General features: G+C 49.1%; 20 protein-coding genes. 12 read left to right on the top strand and 8 right to left on the bottom strand.

The features are described from left to right. Nucleotides 1–80: 80 nt before the first annotated feature. On the bottom strand, nucleotides 81–1,196 hold the full coding sequence (locus OCU49_RS01200) for an S-(hydroxymethyl)glutathione dehydrogenase/class III alcohol dehydrogenase (protein ID WP_261845292.1): 1,116 nt from the start codon (nucleotides 1,194–1,196) through the stop codon (nucleotides 81–83). A gap of 228 nt (nucleotides 1,197–1,424) precedes the next feature. Beyond that, nucleotides 1,425–2,804, bottom strand: coding sequence for an L-serine ammonia-lyase (locus OCU49_RS01195; protein WP_261843206.1), 1,380 nt, complete (start codon nucleotides 2,802–2,804; stop codon nucleotides 1,425–1,427). Nucleotides 2,805–3,172: 368 nt separating this feature from the next. On the opposite strand from OCU49_RS01195, the gene OCU49_RS01190 reads away from it, so the two are divergent. Both OCU49_RS01190 and OCU49_RS01185 read left to right on the top strand, forming a co-directional pair. Next, a complete protein-coding gene (locus OCU49_RS01190; RefSeq protein WP_261843205.1) occupies nucleotides 3,173–3,907 on the top strand; it encodes a glutathione peroxidase in 735 nt (244 codons plus the stop codon). Between the two features lie 236 nt (nucleotides 3,908–4,143). Continuing rightward, complete coding sequence (locus OCU49_RS01185) at nucleotides 4,144–4,494, top strand: hypothetical protein (protein ID WP_261843204.1); 351 nt, start codon at nucleotides 4,144–4,146, stop codon at nucleotides 4,492–4,494. 83 nt (nucleotides 4,495–4,577) lie between these two features. Here the strand turns inward: OCU49_RS01185 and OCU49_RS01180 are convergent, their stop codons facing one another. Both OCU49_RS01180 and OCU49_RS01175 read right to left on the bottom strand, forming a co-directional pair. Beyond that, entirely contained in the window at nucleotides 4,578–5,363 is a 786-nt protein-coding gene (locus OCU49_RS01180; RefSeq protein WP_261843203.1) for a substrate-binding periplasmic protein, read from the bottom strand. A gap of 122 nt (nucleotides 5,364–5,485) precedes the next feature. Further along, entirely contained in the window at nucleotides 5,486–6,121 is a 636-nt protein-coding gene (locus OCU49_RS01175) for an SGNH/GDSL hydrolase family protein (protein WP_261843202.1), read from the bottom strand. A 106-nt stretch (nucleotides 6,122–6,227) separates the two neighbouring features. Between OCU49_RS01175 and OCU49_RS01170 the strand changes: the two genes are divergently transcribed. Further along, on the top strand, nucleotides 6,228–7,337 hold the full coding sequence (locus tag OCU49_RS01170; RefSeq protein ID WP_261843201.1) for a DUF2868 domain-containing protein: 1,110 nt from the start codon (nucleotides 6,228–6,230) through the stop codon (nucleotides 7,335–7,337). Further along, the gene (locus tag OCU49_RS01165; RefSeq protein ID WP_261843200.1) at nucleotides 7,334–8,701 is read left to right on the top strand and encodes a DUF3482 domain-containing protein; all 1,368 of its coding nucleotides are present in this window, start codon (nucleotides 7,334–7,336) and stop codon (nucleotides 8,699–8,701) included. The genes OCU49_RS01170 and OCU49_RS01165 overlap by 4 nt, the downstream gene beginning before the upstream one ends. Here the strand turns inward: OCU49_RS01165 and OCU49_RS01160 are convergent, their stop codons facing one another. Beyond that, on the bottom strand, nucleotides 8,702–9,592 hold the full coding sequence (locus OCU49_RS01160; protein ID WP_261843199.1) for a LysR family transcriptional regulator: 891 nt from the start codon (nucleotides 9,590–9,592) through the stop codon (nucleotides 8,702–8,704). Between the two features lie 130 nt (nucleotides 9,593–9,722). On the opposite strand from OCU49_RS01160, the gene OCU49_RS01155 reads away from it, so the two are divergent. Beyond that, nucleotides 9,723–10,151 (top strand): carboxymuconolactone decarboxylase family protein, encoded by a 429-nt coding sequence (locus OCU49_RS01155; RefSeq protein WP_261843198.1) that lies wholly within the window; start codon nucleotides 9,723–9,725, stop codon nucleotides 10,149–10,151. Between the two features lie 67 nt (nucleotides 10,152–10,218). Here the strand turns inward: OCU49_RS01155 and OCU49_RS01150 are convergent, their stop codons facing one another. Then, complete coding sequence (locus OCU49_RS01150; protein ID WP_261843197.1) at nucleotides 10,219–10,827, bottom strand: arylesterase; 609 nt, start codon at nucleotides 10,825–10,827, stop codon at nucleotides 10,219–10,221. Here OCU49_RS01150 and OCU49_RS01145 point away from each other — a divergent pair. Then, nucleotides 10,826–11,515, top strand: a complete 690-nt coding sequence (locus OCU49_RS01145; protein WP_261843196.1) for an ABC transporter ATP-binding protein — start codon at nucleotides 10,826–10,828, stop codon at nucleotides 11,513–11,515. The genes OCU49_RS01150 and OCU49_RS01145 overlap by 2 nt on opposite strands. After that, nucleotides 11,512–13,971 carry an ABC transporter permease gene (locus OCU49_RS01140; protein ID WP_261843195.1) on the top strand — a complete coding sequence of 820 codons (2,460 nt, stop codon included), beginning with the start codon at nucleotides 11,512–11,514 and terminating at the stop codon, nucleotides 13,969–13,971. The genes OCU49_RS01145 and OCU49_RS01140 overlap by 4 nt, the downstream gene beginning before the upstream one ends. Here OCU49_RS01140 and OCU49_RS01135 read toward each other — a convergent pair. Together OCU49_RS01135 and OCU49_RS01130 are read right to left on the bottom strand one after the other, a co-directional pair. Next, nucleotides 13,968–14,477, bottom strand: coding sequence for a DinB family protein (locus OCU49_RS01135; protein ID WP_261843194.1), 510 nt, complete (start codon nucleotides 14,475–14,477; stop codon nucleotides 13,968–13,970). The two genes, OCU49_RS01140 and OCU49_RS01135, sit on opposite strands and share 4 nt — an antisense overlap. 35 nt (nucleotides 14,478–14,512) lie before the next feature. Beyond that, entirely contained in the window at nucleotides 14,513–14,812 is a 300-nt protein-coding gene (locus OCU49_RS01130; RefSeq protein ID WP_261843193.1) for a hypothetical protein, read from the bottom strand. Nucleotides 14,813–15,099: 287 nt separating this feature from the next. Here OCU49_RS01130 and OCU49_RS01125 point away from each other — a divergent pair, with 287 nt between their 5' ends. The 5 genes from OCU49_RS01125 (at nucleotide 15,100) to OCU49_RS01105 (ending at nucleotide 21,053) form a co-directional block, all read left to right on the top strand. Beyond that, nucleotides 15,100–16,377 (top strand): imelysin family protein, encoded by a 1,278-nt coding sequence (locus tag OCU49_RS01125; protein WP_261843192.1) that lies wholly within the window; start codon nucleotides 15,100–15,102, stop codon nucleotides 16,375–16,377. A gap of 60 nt (nucleotides 16,378–16,437) precedes the next feature. Continuing rightward, the gene (locus OCU49_RS01120; RefSeq protein WP_336605359.1) at nucleotides 16,438–17,979 is read left to right on the top strand and encodes a di-heme oxidoreductase family protein; all 1,542 of its coding nucleotides are present in this window, start codon (nucleotides 16,438–16,440) and stop codon (nucleotides 17,977–17,979) included. Beyond that, entirely contained in the window at nucleotides 17,976–19,088 is a 1,113-nt protein-coding gene (locus tag OCU49_RS01115) for an imelysin family protein (protein ID WP_261843191.1), read from the top strand. Before OCU49_RS01120 ends, OCU49_RS01115 begins: the two co-directional genes overlap by 4 nt. Continuing rightward, a complete protein-coding gene (locus tag OCU49_RS01110; RefSeq protein WP_261843190.1) occupies nucleotides 19,075–20,190 on the top strand; it encodes a DUF1513 domain-containing protein in 1,116 nt (371 codons plus the stop codon). Before OCU49_RS01115 ends, OCU49_RS01110 begins: the two co-directional genes overlap by 14 nt. A 116-nt stretch (nucleotides 20,191–20,306) precedes the next feature. Beyond that, on the top strand, nucleotides 20,307–21,053 hold the full coding sequence (locus OCU49_RS01105) for a M48 family metalloprotease (protein WP_261843189.1): 747 nt from the start codon (nucleotides 20,307–20,309) through the stop codon (nucleotides 21,051–21,053). Nucleotides 21,054–21,220: the final 167 nt, after the last annotated feature.

Below are 21,220 nucleotides of genomic sequence, written 5' to 3'. Positions count from 1 at the left end.
CTCCCGTTGAGGGAAAGATCCGCTTCCGGCGGATCTCCGTATTCTGATAGAGCCTATTATAACAGGCCTCTCACAACCGCTTACTTATCGTATTCGATAACCGTACGGATGCTCTTACCTTCGTGCATCAGATCAAAGGCTTCGTTGATGCGTTCCAGTCCCATACGGTGGGTAATGAAGTCATCAAGGCGGAATTCACCAGCCATGTAACGGTCAACGTAACCCGGCAGTTCAGAACGACCTTTAACACCACCGAAAGCAGAACCTTTCCATACCCGACCAGTTACCAGCTGGAATGGACGGGTGCTGATTTCCTGACCTGCGCCAGCAACACCAATCACCACTGATTCGCCCCAGCCTTTATGGCAGCATTCCAGTGCTGAACGCATAGTGTGAACGTTACCGATACACTCAAAAGAATAGTCCACACCACCGTCAGTCAGTTCAACAATGACTTCCTGAATTGGCTTGTCGTAATTCTTTGGATTAACGCACTCAGTCGCACCCAGCTTAGTCGCCAGATCAAACTTACTTTCGTTAATATCTATCGCAATGATACGGCCAGCTTTAGCCATTGCTGCACCGATAATTGCCGACAGACCAACACCGCCCAGACCGAATACAGCAACTGTTGCGCCTTCTTCTACCTTGGCAGTATTCATTACTGCACCCATACCGGTAGTGACACCGCAGCCCAGCAGGCAAACTTCATCCAGAGGCGCTTCTTTGTTCACTTTTGCCAGTGCAATTTCCGGCAGTACAGTGTACTCAGAGAAAGTAGAGGTACCCATGTAATGGTAGATAGGCTTACCGTCGATAGAGAAACGGCTGGTGCCATCAGGCATCAGACCTTTACCCTGAGTTTCACGGATCTTCTGGCACAGGTTAGTTTTACCTGACTTACAGAATTTACATTCGCCGCACTCAGGGGTGTACAGAGGGATAACGTGATCGCCAACAGCAACGCTGGTTACACCTTCGCCTACCTGCTCAACGATACCGCCACCTTCATGGCCCAGGATCGCCGGGAAAATACCTTCCGGATCTTCACCTGACAGGGTGAAAGCGTCCGTGTGACATACACCGGTAGCAACAATCTTAACCAGGACTTCGCCTGCCTGTGGTGGCATTACATCGACTTCTTCAATGCTTAAAGGCTGACCCGGTCCCCAGGCAACAGCAGCTTTAGATTTAATCATTATTCTCTCCGGCATTATCTCAACCGCTGTCAGCCCTATCATGACAACGGCAGCTTAAATTCTTGAAATATACGTTCTGTAGAAACGTACATCTGACGAAAAAATCATCGCCAAAGCAACTATATAGATTAGCTGGGCATAAGTCATAAGCAAAAAACTTATACCCCTGTAAATGTCGTTGCTATACATGTCGGCCAGGAATACTCCCGGCCAGCAGGGCTTGGATCAGCACTCGACAGCGTTTACCGCCAAACCACCACGGGAGGTTTCTTTGTACTTATCCTGCATATCCATGCCGGTATCCCACATGGTTTTAATAACCTTATCCAGTGAGATGAAGTGCTCGCCATCGCCACGCAGAGCCAACTGAGTTGCATTGATTGCCTTAATAGCAGCAATCGCATTACGCTCAATACAAGGCACCTGTACCAGACCGCCAACCGGATCACAGGTCAGACCCAGGTTATGCTCCAGACCAATTTCGGCAGCATTCTCTACCTGCTCAGGCGTACCGCCTAATACTTCACACAGACCGGCAGCAGCCATAGCACAGGCTGAACCTACTTCACCCTGACAGCCCACTTCTGCACCGGAAATAGACGCGTTCTTTTTACATAACGCGCCAATTGCAGCAGCTGCCAGCATAAACTCGACAACGTTTTCTTCTTTAATCTGATCAGAATATTCCATGTAGTACATCAATACCGCAGGAATAATGCCCGCTGCACCATTGGTTGGCGCAGTTACCATACGACCACCGGCAGCATTTTCTTCATTAACCGCCAGCGCATATAAATTAACCCATTCCATCGCGCCCATTGTTGAGCTGATGATGTTGCTGCCACGAGCTTCCTGTAACGATTTATGCAGGCTGGCCGCACGACGACGTACTTTCAGGCCACCCGGCAAGATACCTTCTTTGCGCAAACCGTTGTTCACACAATCACGCATCGCACGCCAGATCATCACCAGACCTTCACGGGTCTCTTCTTCTGAACGCCAGACCTTTTCATTTTCCATCATCAGTTGACTGATGCTGAAGTTGTTTTCTTTACACAACGCAAGCAGTTCAACAGCATTGTTGAACTCATATGGCAGCGCTACCTGAGGGACCAGATGCGCGTCGCTGCTGGCATGGCTTTCATCAATGACGAAGCCACCACCAATAGAATAATAGGTATTGCTATACAGGACTTCTCCGCCAGCATTGTAAGCAGACAGACGCATAGCATTTGGATGGTATGACAGATTCTCTTCCAGCAGCAGCATGTCGCGCTCCCAGACGAATTCAATATCATATTTACCCAGCAAGTTGAGACGACCATCACTCTGAATAGATTCAACTGTCGGATCAATAATTTCCGGATTTACGGTTGCCGGACGCTCACCCAACAAACCAATAACAACAGACTTATCTGTGCCGTGACCAACGCCAGTCGCACTCAATGAACCAAACAGCTCAACACGAATCTGTGACACATCTACAGCCAGATTATGCTCTTGCAGGTAATCGGCAAACTCAGCCGCTGCCAACATTGGCCCTACAGTATGCGAGCTCGATGGCCCCACCCCAATTTTAAAAAGATCAAATACGCTGATTGACATAAGAACCCCGCAGCTCTCGCCTGCTACTGAGTCTGTACTACGATGCCTGATTTGATCTGACAAGTTCAGAATGGCGCATCTGTATACAGACTAATTATTATTGTGACCGGCAATTATCAAGGTATCTACTAATAGCCATGTGCCGATTTACGACAACATTTGTCCTGCAGGCGTTGTAACACCAGCCTGGGTAGCGCGGTGATTCTCTTTGACTATTAAGACTTAGGTATTAATAGATTTATTTTAGCCAAAAACTATTAAACTTTTAGAATTAATTAATTTCTATTATTTAAGGTGCTACGGCACTATAGCTTCATCGCTTCACAGGGAAGCCAAAAAACTTACTCATTTATCAGGAGATTCACACGATGTTGAGCAACCGCGAAGGTCAGAAGGTTCCACAGGTTACATTCCACACACAGCAGGATAACCAATGGAAAAACATAACCACTGATGATCTGTTCGCCGGCAAAAAGGTCGTTATCTTTGCTTTGCCAGGCGCTTTTACTCCGACATGCTCTTCAACTCACTTGCCACGTTACAACGAACTGGCCGGAGTATTCGCAAAAGAGGGCGTCGACAGCATTATTTGTTTATCAGTCAATGACACCTTTGTAATGAACGCATGGCAGGCAGATCAGGATGCTGAAAACATCACTTTTATTCCTGACGGTAATGGTGATTTCAGCCGCGGTATGGACATGCTGGTCAGTAAGAGTGACCTGGGCTTCGGTGAACGCAGCTGGCGCTACTCCATGCTGGTTGTCGATGGTGTAATCGAGAAGCAGTTCATTGAACCAGACGTACCGGGCGACCCGTTCCAGGTTTCTGATGCCGACACTATGCTGGCTTACCTGAATAAAGATGCCGAGCAACCTAAGCGCGTCAGCATTCTGACTAAAGCAGGCTGCCCACACTGTGTCCGTGCCAAAGCAATTCTGACAGCTCAGGGCTTACCATTCGAAGAAATCGAATTGGGCAGTAAAGGTATTTCTTACAGCTCACTGGCGGCTATTTCAGGTCGCGGTACTGCACCACAGGTATTCATCGATGGTGAGCACATTGGTGGTGCCGATGAATTGGAAAAGTGGGTCGCTGCTTAACATCCACTTCGGTTAACGAACTCTTCCCAGCACGGCGTGCTTTATCAGGCGCCCTTTCCATTGGCGTGACCCTCAAGGTCGCGCCTTTTTTTATGCCGGCAACGACTACACAAACGCTTACAAAGCCTTACACAGTCCTGAACCTGATATTGCTATTCTGTGGCCACTTTGAAGAGACAACTACAGCTCCTCCCTGCTGTCTCCCGACAAACCTAAACACAGAGAATGTTCTGACAATGCAACTGTTAAAACTTTTAAAACTTTCCAGCTTTATAGGATTGTTAACCCTAAGTAGCGTCAGCTATGCGGAATTGTCCTGCCCAGATCTGAATGAAATGCGCCACGATGTTTCCCAACTGGCAGACGATGTTGACGCCAGCATCGGTTTTACCCGCGAGGAAGATGAGTTTCTTGCTGATGTTGTTGACGCTGTTTACATAGTCGCCGATGAAGAAAACAACCGGGTGTTGTTCCATTCGGCCAGTAAGATGGAAAGCGCCTGGAAACGGGAAGATGCTGTCTCTTACGTCGATGCCCTGGACAGGGTTAACGATGAACTCGACGATATTTACTATTCAGAGTGCTGATCCGGTACTCACGGCCCCAAAAACCTGACATTCCTTAGCTATCTGATCCGTGTGCGGGAGCTGTCAGGTTTTCTTTACTACTTTTATAAGCCTTCGTAAGTCAAACCATAAGCCCGGTAGATAGCATCATAAGTGCCGTCATCCAGCATACTTTTAAAACTCAAAGATAAAGCTTTACGTAACGCTTCCGGATTCGACACTTTAGACTGAGGAGATACCGCAAGATGTAACTCTTTAGCTGGACGCACAGGTTTATCCAGAAACTCAATCCGCCCCCTTAAATCCATTGTCATAGCTACATAATCAATCACTTGCACGTGCCCCACAACCGCTTCTAAACGTTCCAGGTTGAGCATTTCGAGCATATTTTTAAATGATTTCAGCTCATACAACTCAAATTTCTTCTCTTCCGCCGCTACATCGAACGCCTGACTGACAGGCACTTTTTCCAACTTCCCGAAACGGCGGCCAGCAAGATCATCTATGCCGTTAAACTCAAAACGTTTACCTGCCGGCACGGCAATTTTGTAGATACTCCAACGAATCGGAGTATCCGGAAACAGCAATTTATCGATACGGTCTGGCGTTTTATACATAGTCGTAACATCTATACGGCCTGTATAAATTTCATGTCTTGCCCGCTTAAAAGGCATTACCTGAATATCCAGTTCATAATCCGGCATGCGACGAAATGCTTCAATTACCGTATCAAGATCAGGCCCTGCAGGCTGACCACTTTGCAGAACCTGAAAAGGGGGGAACGCCAACCGCATCACACCAAAGACTACTTTCTCGGGCGCACTGATCGCAGCAGATGAGCATAACAACAGCCAACCACTAAAAATTCCTAGCCACGCTCTTCTAATCACAGCTTTCTCTCCGGTAACGGTACAGCAACTAAAACCGATATATCAGCAACATATTACAGTTTTCCATTCAGAAAGCTGATACTGATACACAGTTAGACTACCCGTTTTGCGAACAGATCTGTTCATAGTCGTTTTTGTAAAAAATCAGCAACGGCCAATCCCAGTTTTTCATGCTGATCTGCATCTAAGTGAATACCATCCACCCGGCTTGCATCCGTTACCGCCCCGGCATCCATAAAATGACACTGCCGACCTGAAGCAACCTCACACAAAGCTTCCTTCAGCCCTGGCCAGCGCTGTTCAGCATCCTGAAATTTATGAGCAATAGCGCCTTTAGGCCGAACAATCGCAGGAGGCGCAATCACCAGAATCTCTGGCACAGGCATGCCCGGCTCAATCGGTGCCTGACGGATAATATCAATCAGTTTTGCGGTGCCCTGTGCAGACAACCAGGCATTGTTATCATGAGTGCACTGAAAGTCGTTATTACCCAACATCAGCACCACCATTCTAAGGGGCGCATGAATTTCCATTACCTGTGCCAGGCCTTCACTGCCATCCCGGCCATCTTTAAAGGGATCAGACCAGACTGTACGCCGCCCATTCAGACAGTTCTCCAACACCCGGACATCCTGCCCTGCATTGCGCAATGCAATCTCACAGACACCTGGCCAGCGCTGTTCAAATGGCAAACGGCCACGGGTATCAGGAATAATGCCCCAACTGAGGCTGTCGGCATAAACGAGTATCTGTTGCATGTGATCCATCCTTTCCTTTGCTAAGCATTTCAGCACATTAACAATCCTGATTTTTTTCTGCCAGCCAAGGAGTTAAGATGAAGCTTTTCTGTCAGGATAAATCTGAGTGCAAACATCTGCTTACGCTCGAATCAGCAACCTATTAACCGGCGCAGTGTTTCTGCTCGGCGCATTTTCAACCTTTGCCATCATGGGTGGCGACGCACTGGGTCGGGTAAATCTTCTTTATCTGCTGCTACTTTTCGTTGCCTGGCCGGTTTGCGCGATGTTATTGCTGTTTATTTCCCCTTTTCTGCAGCAACGGGCCTCACTGACATTACAACTGATCAATCTACCCTTATGGCCACCGGGTTGGCAGCAGAAGGTATTAAAACGTAAGCATCAGGATGACTGGCAGGTACAGGTCTTTTATCTGGCACAAAAGCTAGCACTGAGCTTTAGTCTGGCCTGTAGTATGGCGCTGATTTTTAGCCTGCTATTCAGTGATGTTAACTTTGTCTGGCGCAGCACTCTGCTGAGCGCCGAACATATTCTTCCGGTTTTAAAAGCCATCGCTTTGCCCTGGTGGTTTCTGGACGCAGCACAGCCTTTGCAGAATTTGCTTGAACAAACCCGGGACTCACGCCTCATTGCACCGCAAGGCACAGCAGACTACGGTGCCTGGTGGCCTTTCCTGATCATGGCGCAACTCTGCTATGGAGTTGTACCACGACTACTCAGCCTAAGCTGGAGCCGTTATTGCTTACAACAACTGACACAAGCATCAGCAATACACAACGAACCAACATCTGAAGCTCTTAAGAACCCTCAACCGGAAGCGCCACAGCTCACGACTGTCGCGGAACCAGAACTGCCATTACCTGAATACAACCTGCTTTACTGGAATGCCTTGCCAACTGAACTGAAGCATTCTCTATATGCAGTTTTAGGCACTCCTAACAATGCATTTCAGGGCGGCGCCACCGGTCATCCTGATACAGAGCAACAGGCACTCTCAGCAACCTTACCGTTAGTCGTCGTTACCGCAGCCTGGGAACCACCGATGGGAGAGCTGGCTGATTTACTTCAGGCAGGTACAGGTTATTTACTGCCACTGGACTGGAACAGTGAAGCCAGTCAATGGCTTCCGGTCAGCACACATTACCTGAATGAATGGCGTCGCTTTTGCAAACCGTTACCCCAGTGGCAACTGATACGTGCGGAGGGATTATTATGATTCCGGCATTTGCTGTAGTAGGTCACCCAAACAAGGGAAAATCTTCAGTCGTATCAACACTGGCCAGAGATGACAGAGTTGCCGTATCCATGCAAAGCGGTACTACACAGGTTTCTGAGAGCTTTGATATTCATCTGGGTGAAGCCCATTACAAGCTGATCGATACGCCAGGATTCCAGCGACCGCGCAAACTGCTGGCCTGGTTACAGCAACAACCGGTTAACGCCGATCAGCGAGCAGCACGAATCAAAGCCTTTCTGCAAGATGACAGCTGTCACCAGCAGTTTCCGGATGAAACCGAACTGCTCACACCCATAATGGAAGGCGCTGCAATTCTTTACGTGGTCGACAGTTCCCGCCCGTACAGCCCCGAATATGAAGCTGAAATGGAAATTCTGCGCTGGACCGGCCAGCCAAGCATGGCACTTATCAACCCCATCAGTAACAGTGATTACATCGACAGCTGGCAACAGGCGTTACAGCAGTTTTTCCGCACTGTGAGAGTGTTCGATGCGGTAAAGGCAGATCTCGATCAGCATATCGAATTACTGCAGGCATTTGCCCACCTGCACCAACCCTGGTCACAATCCCTCAGCTCACTGGTAACTGCCGTGCAAGCTGAAATCCGCCGGCAACAGCAACACAGCTGTAAACTTGCTGCACATCTGCTGGAAGATATGGTGCGTTATCAGCAACGTCAGAAGGTAATCGATCAGCAACAGGCGAAATCACTTCAGCCGGTTTTACAAGCCGCTTACTACAGCTGGATGCGCAAACGCGAAAGCCAGGCACACGACGAACTTCAGACTGTTTACCGACACCATCAACTGCAAAGAGACAGCAGTGAACTTACCCTCAGTGATGACTTGTTCGATACTGAAAAATGGTATGCATGGGGTCTCAACCGTAAACAACTGGCAGCCGTCGGCGGCATTGCCGGAGCTGCCGCAGGTGGTGTACTGGATCTTACCGTTGCCGGCAGCTCACTCCTGCTTGGCACTTTAGGCGGCGGTGCGATTGGTTCTTCTGCTGCCTGGCTGGGAGCAAACAAATTAGCAAAACAGAAACTTAAAGGCCTGCCTTTAGGCGGCTTTGAAGCCAAAATAGGCCCCATGACAAACCGTAACTTTCCTTATGTCGTACTGGCGCGGTTTCTGTATATCTATAAACTGCTTAATCAGCGTAACCACGCACAACGGGACCATCTCAGTGTTGATGATGCGCAGGTAGGAAAGCTGTTAGAGCAACTGTCAAAGCAGCAACAAAAGCCCATCTATAAAGCGCTGGACCGACTCAGCCGGCAAAAAGATGTCAGTAATCTTGCAGACGTTCTAGAGCCGCTATTCATAGAACAGCAGCACTGATTAACTCAGCTGTATATGCTCGCTGATGTAATCAATAAAACAACGTAGCCGGCTATTCACTTCATTATCCGAATAGAACACCGCATAAATCGGTACCGGCTGCAAAACAGTCTCTGTTTCAAGAACTTGCAACAACCTTCCTGCCTGAACTTCGGTCTGCACAGTGAATGAAGAAAGACAGGCAATACCACAGCCATTAATCGCCAGCTGTTTAAGCGTTTCACCACTGTCAGCCAGGGTGTCAGGAGTAATTTCCAAAAACTTATCAGCCAGCCTGACCGGCCAGGTATTCAGTTTTTCCGGTTTAATAAAACCAAGACAGGCATGTTCGCGCAAATCGTCAGCCGAATGCGGTACAGAGTGCAGTTTCAGATAGTCCGGTGAAGCATATAGTTTGCGATAGCTGACGCCTATTTTGCGGCACTTAAGGCTGGAATCCTGCAATTCACCGATACGAATTGCCAGATCAATCCGGCGCTCAAGTAAATCAATATTAGATTCGTTTGATTGTAGTGATACCCGCACTTTCGGATACTGTTGATTAAAGCCGCGAATCAACGGACTCAACGCATGCAACGAAAATGGCGTTGCCGCATCGACGACTAACGACCCTTCAGGTTCCCGGTCTTTTGTCCTCAAAAAACTCTCTATTTTGTTGGCATCCGCAAGCATATTCTGAGCATTCGCAAATAACCACTCACCTTCCTGAGTTATAGATATTTTCCGTGTTGTGCGGTTAAACAAGGTAGTACTCAGCTTCGCTTCCAGCTTCATAACAGTACGGCTCACCACTGACGCAGTTACCCCCAGCACCTCAGCAGCCTTGCTAAAATTGCCGCTATTTACCGCCGCAACAAATATTTCTAACTCTTCCAGCTGTATTTTCAACATGTTTCCAGTCACTCAGTGCCGACTCTATTATCGCTATAATAGCGATAATGTTTATCAATTTAAGCCATTAATACAAATACGCATAGTCTCTAGAGTAGCTGTGACTATCCACCGAAATTAAGGAAAGACTATGTCACGCTTAAACATACAAAAAGTTCAGCCTGATGCTTATCAGGCTATGTTTGGTCTGGAAAACTATCTGGCTGACTCAAGCCTCACAGCAGACTTACAAGAACTGATTCGTCTCAGGGCCTCACTGATAAACCGATGTCACTTCTGCATTAATATGCACACAACAGCAGCTCAAAAAATCGGCATAGATAAAGACAAAATAGAGGCATTAAACAACTGGAAAAACAGCACCGTTTTCAGCAACAGGGAACACGCGGCGTTTGCAATAACGGACATGCTGACGAATGTTGCTGTGCAGGGTTTACCGGATGAGGTGTATGCAGCAGCAGAAATGGAGTTCACAGAAACAGAACTGGCCCAACTGATTATGCTAATCGCAACAATCAATGCTTGGAACCGTCTGGGAATATCAATGGCTGCGAGCTGAAGTCAGCCCGAGTAAGCGGTTAACTGCAGTAACCGCATACAGGTCTTAACATTTCTTAACTTTCCTTTTACGGCTTACCTAGCATAATCTGCATTATTGGCCAGACCGTATCCAGTAATACCGGTTGCGCGATAACGTTAGGATGTAAACCATCGGACTGCATCATTTTTGGATCCAGTGCGACATTCTCTAACAGGAAAGGCACCCGGTAAGTTTTATATTCTACGGCGGTTTGTTCATAGAGTTTGAAAAAGTTCTCGGTATAGCGTGGTCCATAGTTGGGTGGTAAACGAATACCCAGTAGCAACACCTGAGCACCGCTTTCGGTTGCTGTTGCCATGAGCTTACGGAGATTTTTCTCAATGACTTTAACATTACCACCGCGCAGACCGTCATTGGCTCCCAGCTCAAGAACTATGTAGTCCGGCTGATGTCTGTTTAACAAAACCGGCAGGCGGGTTAGCCCGCCACTAAGTGTTTCGCCACTGATGCTGGCATTGACCACATCTACTTCGAAATACTGTTCAGATAAACGTTGTTGCAGCAAAGCAACCCAACCCTGTTGTTGTTGCATGCCATAGGCAGCAGAAAGGCTGTCGCCCAGTACCAGCATAGTTTTGGCACTGGCGCTGCTACTAAATATGATTAACAGAAACAGTAAACGGTAGAATTTCATGTCGATGCCATCCTCTTTTGCAATTGATGCCCGCCAACTGGCGAAAACATTTACCAGTAGTGAAGGGGCGATTACCCTTTTTAACGCACTCGATTTACAAATCAAGCAGGGAGAACGGGTCGCTATTCTCGGAGCCTCCGGCTCCGGTAAATCAACCCTGCTGAGCCTGTTAGCATGTTTAGACACACCCAGCGCCGGTACCATCTCCCTCGCGGGCACCGATTTAAACACGCTGGATAACGAAGCAAAAGCCCGCTGGCGTGCCGAACACATAAGTTTTGTGTTTCAGTCCTTTCATTTGCTCAATGAACTCACAGCGCTGGAAAACGTTCAGCTACCGCTGGATATTCAGGGTGCAGAAGACAGCCAGCAACAGGCAGCGTACTGGCTCGAACAGGTCGGACTCGGTGCCCGAATGAATCACCTGCCTGCACAGCTGTCAGGTGGAGAACGCCAGCGCGTAGCGATTGCCCGGGCATTTGTAACCCGCCCTAATCTGCTCTTCGCCGATGAACCCACTGGTAATCTGGACACCAAAACCGGCGAAAAAATCATTTCCCTGCTATTTGATGTTAGCAAAGATAGCGGGTCAACCCTGATTCTGATCACCCATGATCCGCAGCTGGCTACCCGCTGCGACCGCCAGTTTCTTCTCGCAGACAACCAGCTGACTGAGCAAAACCTATGAGCTCTATACGGAATATTCGTAAGCTTGCCTGGCGTCAGTTTCGCAGCCAGTGGCGTCGCAGTGATTGGCTAACCTTACTGTTGGCATTATTTGTGATGACCTCTCTGGTGACCTTGCTAACCACCACCAGTGACCGGATTTATTCGAGCCTCAGCCGTCAGGGTGCCGAACTGATGGGGGCCGACATGATCCTTAGCAGTAGCCGGCCAATTGAGCTTCAGCAACGTACCGAAACGCTCGACCCGGCACTGCGCACCACCACACTGACACAGTTCATCAGCATGGCTGAAACTGACGAACAGAACGTATTGAGCACTATTCGCGCAGTGGAGGCCCCTTATCCGTTACGGGGCAAAATAAACACGCTGCCGGCAGAGCACCCGCCAACACCCGATCTGAATACGGTCTGGACTGAGCAAGCTTTGCTGGACCGGCTGAATATAGAACTGGGCGATAAAATTTATTTAGGCTATAGCGAATTTACCGTCAGCCATGTGCTGGTTGACAGCCCTGTACAGGGCGGCGGTTTCTCCCGTTTTAATCCACAGATCATCATGCGTGCTGACCAGCTGGAAGCGACAGGTATCATGGCACCAGGCAGCCGGGCAGGATTCCGTCTGATGATTGCCGGCCCGCAGCCTCTGATTAATGAACTGGAAAGTCAGTGGCAGGCAAACCTTCCCAGCCATCAAAGAATATTCAGCGCCAGCAAAGAACGTGAAATCGATGGCAACGCGATGGGGAATGCCAACCAGTATCTGAAGCTCAGCGCGCTGATGGCGATTTTGCTCGGAGCCGTGGCCATTTTGCTCAGCTTACAGCGCTATGCAGCAGATCAGCATAACCGCTGTGCCTTGCTGCTAAGCCTTGGGTTATCCCCTCGCCAGTTAGGCTGGCTGTATACCTTACAGCTGTTTGCCGGCTGGCTGTTTGCCGCCGTGTTGGGGGCACTTACAGGTTACCTGATGCATGAATTGCTGATTGCCCAGCTCAGTGAATTTATCCGTAATCCGGCACCACTGGCCATCAGTTCTGTAATTACCAGCCCGTTACTGGCACTGGTGATTCTGTTTGCATTAGGCCTGCCAACTTTATTACCGCTGGGTAAAGTATCCATCATGCAAATGATCCGCTCAGATGTATCTCAGCGAACCAGCCGCTGGCTGTATCTGCTCTGTACAGCCCTGCTAATTATGGTAATCAGTCTGTATATCGGTTCTGTTGCATTGCCGCTTATCGCTACAAGCGCTTTGCTGATTCTCGGCTGGATTGCCGGCAGTCTGGCACAAAAGGCACTGTTGTTCAGTGCTGCAGCTGCCAGGCAAAAACTGCGTTTGAGCGCATTACTGACATTGCGCCTGCGTCAGCAACGTCACTGGCATAAGCTCCAGGCAGGTGTATTTTCCGTACTTCTGGCAATCATGGCGGTACTGCTACTGACCCGCAATGAACTGCTGAACCAGTGGCAGGCTCAACTGCCAGTAGACGCCCCAAACAACGTGGTTCTTAATATTCAGCCATGGGAAGGTGAACGTTTTACCAACTGGCTCGACGACAATCAGATTAATGCCAATATCTATCCAATGGTGCGGGGCCGGTTAACCGAGATAAACCAGCAATCTACCGGCAGCGTACTCAATGAGGAACAGCAGAAGCATCATGCTCTGCAGCGGGAACTGAACCTAACCTGGCGTTCCGAACTGCCAGATCACAATAAGATTCTCAGTGGCAACTGGCACGGTGAAGAACAGGGAATATCCATTGAAGCTGAGCTGGCTGATGAGCTGGGCATCAAACTGGGGGACGAAGTAGGATTCAGCATTGCCGGGCAAACCATCAGCGGTGCTGTCACCAGTATCCGAGAAGTAAACTGGGATTCTTACCAACCGACTTTCTATCTGATTTTCGCCCCGGGTATGCTGGATCAGCTACCGGCAACACTGATTACCAGTTTCCAGCTGAAGCCAGAGCAAAAGCATTTGAGTAATGCCCTGATTAAAGCGTTCCCGACTATTACACTGATCGATATTGACCGCTTAATTGTGCGTGCTCAGGGCATTATCGACCGGCTTAGCGCCGCGGCAACCCTGATCATGCTGCTGACTCTGCTCAGCGGTGCCATTATGCTGATCACTATCTTGCAGCAAGAACTTGCTCAGCGCCGTTATGAAGGGGCCATGCTGCAAACACTGGGAGCATCAGCCAAACAGACCCGTCAGCTGGATCGTCTGGAGTTCACATTATTAGGGCTCACCTGCGGTGCCATCGCGGTATTGATTGCAGAGTTTCTGCTGGGACTAATCAATACACTGGTATTCGAACTTGAAGTCGTTCTGCATCCATGGATGTGGCTTTGTCTGCCACTGATTGCCACGGCAATCTTTGCAGGTTTAGGTAGCCTTATTCGTACCAACCTCAGCCTGACCGATAGTTATCGCTTGCTTAAATCAGGTTAACAGCCATTGAACCCATCACAGTTATTCCGGAGGAATACCGGAATATCAGTGGTGGGCGGCTCAACACCCAACTGATAAAACACTCCTTCGATATGCCCACGATGATAAGAGGTGTGATTCACTACATGCTGAATCATCGCAGCACGGGTCATTTTTCCCAAACCACCACCAATAAACTCAAACTCAATTACCTCGCAGGACTGCGCCCGACTTAAATGTGCCACATGATCAACAAACCAGTCATCCAGGATTGCCTGCTTCTGTTGTAGCTCTGTAAAAGAGCAGGCTGGCGGATTACGTTTTTCATAGTCATGGGAACCGGCAATCATATGTTGCTGCCACACCACATCCATCGCATAAACGTGATGCAACAGATTTAGAATGCTGCCAAACAGCATGGGACGGTGCCGTTCAGCTTCACCCTCAGGCAATGCAGCCACAGCCTGATAAAACACCCGGTTAGACCAGGCCATGTAACGACATAAACCGTGCAAATCAGTCAGCATCGGATTCACCGGTAAGGTTCTGAATAACTGTATAGTTAAAGTATACCGCCCAGACTTATCAGCGCCAGAAAACTAACCAGACGACCAACGATCACCAGCAAAATCAAATCCGGCCAGACATTGGCATCACTGAAACGCTTCAACAAAAAGAACAGCAGCGCAACTGATAGTAACCAGCCAAACACAGGTATAGGTAGCATGGCCACCATAGACGCAGTAGCAACAGCTATCAGAATCTGAGCAAAGCTCAGTTCAACCGATACAAGCTTACTGGCAACCCACAGCGAAGCACCGCTGAAAACAATATCCAGCGCAATAAATACCAAAATTTCCATTTCCATTGTCCTTTTCGTTAACTTCATCCCATTGTTTGCAGGAATACCTACTCAGATCAATGTTTTCCTCACACCGCTACGGCAATATGAATAGCAATCAATCGTATTAATTTTTGCGACTTAAATTTCACATAAACACTGACATACTGATTTCAAACACTTTATCTGACTGATTTATGATCCGGATCAATAGCCAATTAAAAATCCTATTGCGAATCATTCTTGTTTCAATTAACCTTCCGCCTACTATTACGGATCGTAATCCTACTTACAGGAAAATTGGACTCATGAAAAAGCTTTTCGCACCTGCCGCTCTGACGGTTGCAATGCTGGCTGCTGGCGGCCAGGCATTCGCTAAAGACGTATCTGCTCAGGCAGTTCTGGACAACTATGCCAATATCGCTCAGGCAAAGTATGAAGACTCTCTGAACACTGCAATGACTCTGCAGAGCAGCATCGAAAAGCTGTTGGCTAACCCTTCTGATGCAACGCTGAAAGCTGCACGTGAAGCTTGGGTTGCTGCCCGTGTTCCTTACCAGCAGTCTGAAGTTTACCGTTTCGGTAACGCAATCGTTGATGACTGGGAAGGTAAAGTAAACGCATGGCCACTGGATGAAGGCCTGATCGATTACGTTGATGCTTCCAGCTACGGCGCAGAGTCTGACGAAAACCCAGCATACGCAGCAAACGTAATTGCTAACGCTAAGCTGTCTATCGGTGGCACAGAAATCGACGCGACAACTATTACGCCTTCTCTGCTTGCTGAACAGCTACAAGAAGTAGACGGCGTTGAAGCGAATGTTGCCAGCGGTTACCACGCAATTGAATTCTTGTTGTGGGGCCAGGATCTGAACGGAACTGAAAAAGGCGCGGGTAACCGTCCTGCTACAGATTTTGATGTAAACAACTGCACCGGCGGTAACTGCGACCGTCGTGGTCAGTACCTGCAGGCAGCAACAACCCTGATGATCTCTGATCTGAAAGAAATGGTTGCTAACTGGGAAGCAGATGGTGCTGCACGTAACGATCTGATGGCTAAAGGCGAGAAAGGTGGCCTGTCTACTATGCTGACCGGCATGGGCTCTCTGGCATACGGCGAACTGGCTGGTGAACGTACCAAGCTGGGTCTGATGCTGCACGATCCTGAAGAAGAACATGATTGCTTCTCTGACAATACCCACTGGTCTCACTTCTATGATGCTAAAGGCATCATGAACGTATACGAAGGTAAGTACACCCGCGTAAATGGTCAGGTTATTTCTGGTCCTAGTCTGTCTGACATGGTTGCTGCTAAAGCGCCTAAGCTGGACAAAGAAATGCAGATGAAACTGAAAACAACTCAGGATGCGATGCAGGTCATGGCTGACCGCGGTGAATCCGGTGAAACTTTCGACGTACTGATCGGCGCAGGTAACACTGAAGGCAACCAGATCGTACAGGACGCTGTTAATGGCCTGGTTGATGAAACCAAAACCATTGAAAAAATCATTGGCGCACTGGATCTGGAAAACATCGAACTGGAAGGTTCGGACAGCCTGGACAACCCGTCCATCGTCGCTAACTGATCCCTAAAAACCCCGAAAGGCCTGCGCTGTCAGGAAGATAGCGCAGTACTGTATAAGAGTGTGAATCGCAAAACGATGTTTGATTCTCAATCCTTTGCAGGCTATCGCGGCATTAAACCGGTCAATAATGTATTGACCGGTTTTTCTGTTTTATTAGCCTCTGTATTATTTGCGTCGGTGACGGCGGCGGCACCTGTCAAAAGTGTGCAAATGCCAACCGACTTTAGCCAGCCACAAACCGGAGAACATCTGCCTGGCGGCAGTGCTTCCACCCGGAAATCAGCCAGCCGAAATATTTTTATGCAGCCTTCCGGCAACATGGCTTTTGAAAACAAGCTCGATTTCAAGCTGGGTCACGGGATCTTCCGTAAACTATGGGTTTCATCCCCTTCTTCAACGACTGCCAGCGACGGTTTGGGCCCATTGTACAACGCCCGGTCCTGCATGAGTTGCCATGTGCGTGATGGCCGGGGACATACACCCAAAAGTAACTGGCCTGAAGATAACGCTATATCGTTGCTGATGCGTCTGAGCATTCCACCCCAGAATGATGCCCAGCGAGCTCAACTCAAGAGCGGCTATATGGGCGTTATTCCAGAGCCGACCTATGGTGGCCAGCTACAAGACTTTGCGGTTACAGGTATTCCTGCTGAAGGGCGTATCCACACGACTTATACGCCCGTGACTGTTGCCCTGAATGAAGATCAGCCCGTCGTACTGCGTAAGCCTGAATATCAAGTAACGGAGCTCAGTAGCGGCCCCCTGCATCCAGACACAATGCTTTCCGTCCGTATCGCCCCACCAATGATCGGGCTGGGCCTGCTGGACGCCATCAGCGAAGCGGATATTATCAGCTGGGCAGACCCGCAAGACATGGACGGCAACGGTATTTCCGGCCGGCCTAACAACGTTTGGAACATAGTCGAAAACCAAACTACACTCGGCCGCTATGGCTGGAAAGCAGGTAACCCTACCTTAGACCAGCAAAACAACGGCGCCTTCAATAACGACATTGGTATCTCCACACCTATGGTACCTGTCGCATATGGCGACTGTACCGAAGCCCAGAACGTTTGCCGCCAACTGCCGAACGGCAATACAGCCGCTCAGGATAACGCTGAAGCCTCACAACAGATGATCGACTGGCTACTGTTTTATACTGCTAATCTGGCGGTTCCGGTGCGCCCTAATGCAGCCAAACCACAAGTTCTGGCAGGTAAACAGGCTTTTTATGAAAGCGGCTGTGTCGATTGCCACCGCCCCAGCTTTACAACCGCAACACGCGCCGATATGCCAGAACAGTCTGAGCAGTTAATCTGGCCTTACAGCGATCTGCTATTACATGACATGGGTGAGGCTTTAGCTGATAATCGCCCGGAATTTGCTGCCAGTGGTAGCGAATGGCGGACACCGCCATTGTGGGGTATTGGCCGTACTAAATTAGTTAATGAAGAAGCTAACTTTCTACATGATGGTCGCGCCCGCACGCTGCTTGAAGCCGTACTTTGGCATGGTGGCGAAGCAGAAGCCGCTAAACAAAAGGTTATCGCAATGGCGAAGCCACAAAGGGACAATCTGATCACATTTCTGGAGTCACTATGATCACACGCGCAATTTCACGTTCACTGCTTTGCAGCGCCCTGCTTGGCCAGGCCTTACTGAGCCAAACCCAGGCAGCCACTGCACCCAGTGATACCCAGTGGCGCAGCCTGAATCAAACTATAGTGGCAAAACATGTTCTGCCCCGTTATCAAAATTTTGCCGAAGCCACTACTCAGATGGCCGCTGCCAGTAAAGCACTTTGCCTGGACGCAACCAGCGAGAATTTAAGCACTGCACAGCAGAGCTATCATCAGGCAATGGATGCCTGGCAGAGCATTCAACATGTCCGTTTTGGGCCAATCGAAAATCTGATGCGCAGCTTCAGTGTGCAATACTGGCCAGACAAAAAGAACCTAACCGGTAAACACATTAATGGCTTACTCAGTAAACAGGATGAGACCAGCCTTACCGCAGAGTTTTTCCGCAGTGCCAGTATCGCCGTTAAAGGCCTGCCAGCCGTTGAGCGCTTATTGTTCGATGAAGCAGGCTTACCGGTATTTGCAAATAACAGCTACCAGTGCCGTCTAAATGCATCCATCAGCCAATACCTGGCCGACCTGGGCCAGCATACAGCAATGGAATGGCAGGATTACGCCACCAGCTTCGACGAGCCGGGTAATGGCATCAGCTATTACGATACCGATATTGAAGCCAGCACCGACCTGATGAAGGCGATGGTAGAACCGGTAGAAGTGATTCGTGACCTGAAAATCCTCCGACCTCTGGGCACCGCTAAGAAAGATGTAAACGGCAAAGTAAAACCACGCCGCAGCGAATCCTGGCGCAGCAGCCGTTCATTACGCAACATTGAAAACAACGTTGCTACTTTGCATGATCTGTATTCCGGTCAAGGAGATGCCAGCTTTAAGGCCTTGCTGAGTACTTCAGGTCATAAGGACCTGGCGGACAGCATCGAAGCTAACTTTGTCTCAGTTGAGAAAGAGCTACAGACGATTCCCGGCCCGATGTTCAGCACCATCGAACAGCCTGCCACCCAGCAACAGCTACGTGATCTCTCTGCCAACATGAAAACCCTCCAGTATGCCCTTGGCGACGCCATGCAAGTGCTGGATCTGCAACTGGGATTCAACAGCCGTGACGGTGATTAACCGCAGAAAACTCTGCCAGTTACTGGCGGCAGGCATCGTCCTGCCGCAACTAAGCTTCACATCAGCAGCCGCTGCAAGCGGAAAGCAAGCACTGTTTGCGTCTGCTGCTAAAGCAGCTGAAAATGATTACCGGCTGTATGTTGTAGCGACTGACGGCCGTCTGTTGCTGGATCATAAACTGCCTACCCGGGCACACCATGTGGAAGCTCACCCTCATAGGCCACTGCTCGCCTGTACAGCACGTCGTCCGGATAGATTCATCGACATTGTCGACTATCAGCAAGGCAAACTGCTGAAGCGAATTGAATCCAGCAAAGGCCGGCATTTTTTTGGCCATTCAGTTTTCACACCTGACGGTGAGTTTCTGATTAGCAGCGAAAACAACATCGCTGACGGCCAGGGCCGTATCGTTATCCGTCGCGCTGCAGGCATGTTCACTAAAGTTGCTGATATGCCTTCAGGTGGTATCGGCCCACATGAAATTAAACTCTTACCAGCTGACAGTAAAACACTGATGATCGCCAATGGCGGTATTCTTACCCACCCGGATCAGGGCAGGAAAAAGCTCAATCTGGACAGCATGCAACCATCACTGGCAGCCCTGAATATACTCACAGGTAAACTCGACGAACAGCAACTGCTTCCCGTTGAACATCATCAGTTGAGCATTCGCCATATTGATACCAACCTTCGTAACGAAACCATCATTGCACTGCAGTATCAGGGTAAAGAAGATAACCCGCCTCTGGTGGCCATTCACCGAAAAGGACAAGCACTGAAACTGCTCAGCGCACCCGAACCTGTAGACATTGCCATGAAGCGTTATTGTGGCAGCGCCAGATTTGATAGCAGCGGTCAGTTCGCAGCTATTTCATCGCCACGAGGTAACCTGATTACTTTCTGGGACTTACATAGCGATAGCTATCATTCAATGATCAGCAGTCCTGACGGCTGTGGGCTAGCGGCTACCAGGAATGACGGTGAATTTATCATCTCCACCGGACGCGGCGTATGCCAGCAGCATAATCTGCTGAGCGGTGAAACCCGGCGTGTGTCACTGGCGCACCGACTCGCCTGGGATAACCATATGGTAACCTTATAGTCTGCGGAACCTTCTTCGCATAGCTGTGCCTCATAGATTAAGCACTAAAACAGCTCTGCGAACACTGAAGATAAAGATCACTACGGGCTAAACGCTGGCTGAATCAGGAACAGAATATGCGGTATCTGAAAATTATAACCCTGAGTGCCTTTGCACTCTTCCTCAGCGGCTGCGATAACGAAGGTGAGTTTAACCTTGCCAGCGCAATCGCCAGTGGCGTGACCGTCTATCAGGCAGCCACACTGGAAGAACAGGATGTGATTCAGGCCGCTCAGTTAAGCGCTGCAGAACTGGACCGAAAAAACCAGCTTGCGCCGACTAACAGCGCATACAGCCAACGACTCAGCCGAATCGTTAAGGGGCTGGAAGTGGTGAATGGTCAGCGTATGAATTACAAGGTATATCTCAGCCCTGCTGTTAATGCATTTGCCATGGCGGACGGCACTATTCGGGTACATTCGGGTTTACTGGATGCCATGCCTGATGACCAGGTACTGGCGGTAATCGGTCACGAAATCGGCCACGTACAGCTGCAGCACAGCTATCAACGCATGCGTAAACAACTACTTACTAATGCAGTATTTCAGGCTGCAAATTCAGCAGGTGGTGACATTGCTTCCCTGAGCAGATCCCAGCTTGGCGACCTGGCTTACCAGGCAATCAGTGCCCAGTTCTCCCAGGCGGATGAACTGGCGGCTGACAGCTATGCCCAGCAGATCCTCCAGCAACTCAATCAGGACCCCCAGGCAATGGCCCGCTCCATAGCCACTTTGCAAACTAAATATGGCCGTGGCGGTGGTTTTCTCAATAGCCACCCATCGAACCCTAAGCGTTTAGAAAATCTACAGAAAACCATTAACTAAGCTAGTTTAAACTAAGTTTATTTTAGCAAAAACCCAATTTGGGTAGTGGTTATTTTCATTCCTGAAATAATTGTCCAACAATGGCTGCCTCTTAGGAAATAACACCCAACCGACCTCAGTATTTTATGCAGTATACGGGGCAGTTATACCGCCATATGGAATATGCT

This window comes from Aliamphritea ceti (genome assembly GCF_024347215.1).
Classification (GTDB): Bacteria; Pseudomonadota; Gammaproteobacteria; order Pseudomonadales; family Balneatricaceae; genus Amphritea; species Amphritea ceti.
Note: the sequence above shows the minus strand (reverse complement) of the source record. Positions and strands in the feature narration are given on the sequence as shown.

Bases quoted from the DNA above. Each gene is read 5' to 3' on its own strand.
- OCU49_RS01195 (WP_261843206.1), bottom strand. From the start codon at position 2,804: ATGTCAATCAGCGTATTTGATCTTTTTAAAATTGGGGTGGGGCCATCG.
- OCU49_RS01190 (WP_261843205.1), top strand. From the start codon at position 3,173: ATGTTGAGCAACCGCGAAGGTCAGAAGGTTCCACAGGTTACATTCCAC.
- OCU49_RS01185 (WP_261843204.1), top strand. From the start codon at position 4,144: ATGCAACTGTTAAAACTTTTAAAACTTTCCAGCTTTATAGGATTGTTA.
- OCU49_RS01175 (WP_261843202.1), bottom strand. From the start codon at position 6,121: ATGCAACAGATACTCGTTTATGCCGACAGCCTCAGTTGGGGCATTATT.
- OCU49_RS01165 (WP_261843200.1), top strand. From the start codon at position 7,334: ATGATTCCGGCATTTGCTGTAGTAGGTCACCCAAACAAGGGAAAATCT.
- OCU49_RS01160 (WP_261843199.1), bottom strand. From the start codon at position 9,592: ATGTTGAAAATACAGCTGGAAGAGTTAGAAATATTTGTTGCGGCGGTA.
- OCU49_RS01155 (WP_261843198.1), top strand. From the start codon at position 9,723: ATGTCACGCTTAAACATACAAAAAGTTCAGCCTGATGCTTATCAGGCT.
- OCU49_RS01145 (WP_261843196.1), top strand. From the start codon at position 10,826: ATGTCGATGCCATCCTCTTTTGCAATTGATGCCCGCCAACTGGCGAAA.
- OCU49_RS01150 (WP_261843197.1), bottom strand. From the start codon at position 10,827: ATGAAATTCTACCGTTTACTGTTTCTGTTAATCATATTTAGTAGCAGC.
- OCU49_RS01140 (WP_261843195.1), top strand. From the start codon at position 11,512: ATGAGCTCTATACGGAATATTCGTAAGCTTGCCTGGCGTCAGTTTCGC.
- OCU49_RS01135 (WP_261843194.1), bottom strand. From the start codon at position 14,477: ATGCTGACTGATTTGCACGGTTTATGTCGTTACATGGCCTGGTCTAAC.
- OCU49_RS01130 (WP_261843193.1), bottom strand. From the start codon at position 14,812: ATGGAAATTTTGGTATTTATTGCGCTGGATATTGTTTTCAGCGGTGCT.
- OCU49_RS01125 (WP_261843192.1), top strand. From the start codon at position 15,100: ATGAAAAAGCTTTTCGCACCTGCCGCTCTGACGGTTGCAATGCTGGCT.
- OCU49_RS01115 (WP_261843191.1), top strand. From the start codon at position 17,976: ATGATCACACGCGCAATTTCACGTTCACTGCTTTGCAGCGCCCTGCTT.
- OCU49_RS01105 (WP_261843189.1), top strand. From the start codon at position 20,307: ATGCGGTATCTGAAAATTATAACCCTGAGTGCCTTTGCACTCTTCCTC.